The organism is Nocardia tenerifensis NBRC 101015 (assembly GCF_000308715.1).
Lineage (GTDB): Bacteria > Actinomycetota > Actinomycetes > Mycobacteriales > Mycobacteriaceae > Nocardia > Nocardia tenerifensis.
This window is the reverse complement of record NZ_BAGH01000045.1, coordinates 1-717: the sequence shown is the minus strand read 5'-3', so window position 1 is coordinate 717 and position 717 is coordinate 1. Positions and strand designations below refer to the sequence as shown.

1 protein-coding gene and 1 pseudogene are annotated in these 717 nt (G+C 73.1%); both read left to right on the top strand.

Annotated elements, in window-relative coordinates; all coding sequences use genetic code 11:
* Positions 1-270, top strand: a pseudogene (locus ON39_RS04060) (hypothetical protein); the annotation flags it as partial.
* Positions 271-293: 23 nt separating this feature from the next.
* On the top strand, positions 294-717 hold a 424-nt coding region (locus tag ON39_RS04055; protein WP_040731077.1), incomplete at its 3' end, for a response regulator.

Genomic DNA, 717 nt, shown 5'->3' with positions numbered 1-717 from the left:
CCCGTCATGGTCGACCCGGGCGCGCCCGCGCTCTGTCAGGAGATCGCTCCGGACGGGTCCGTGCGGATCACGCGCGGGGCCGACGACGAGTCGTGGGTCACCATCGAGCGGGAGTTGCCGCCCGGTGCCGTGCCCGCCGCGCCGCCGGCGCCCGCGCGGCCCGCGGACGTGTCGCCGGGGGCTCCGGTCGAGGTCAGACCCGCCGTCCCGGGCGACATCGCGCCCCCGGCGCCGACCGAACCCGAGTGCGTTGTCGCCGGCGTCCGCTGACCGGCCGGGACTACTGTTGATCCATGACCGGACACCGAATCCTGGTCGTGGACGACGAGGTTCGCGTGCTCGCCTCGCTACGACGCGGGTTGGAGCTCTCCGATTTCGAGGTGGTCACCGCGGGTGACGGCGCGCAGGCGCTGGCGATGGTTCGGACCGCGGCGCCCGACGCCATGGTGCTCGACGTGAACATGCCGGTGCTGGACGGTGAAGGCGTCGTGACGGCGCTGCGCGCGATGGGCAACGACATCCCGATCTGTGTGCTCAGCGCGCGCAGCGCCGTCACCGACCGCATCGCCTGCCTCGAACGCGGCGCCGACGACTACCTCACCAAGCCCTTCGACCTCGGCGAATTGGTCGCCCGGCTGCGTGCGCTGCTGCGCCGCCGGGTCATCGCCGAGCGGCCAGGCGCGCAGGTGCGGGTCGGTCAGGTGCAGATCGACCTTG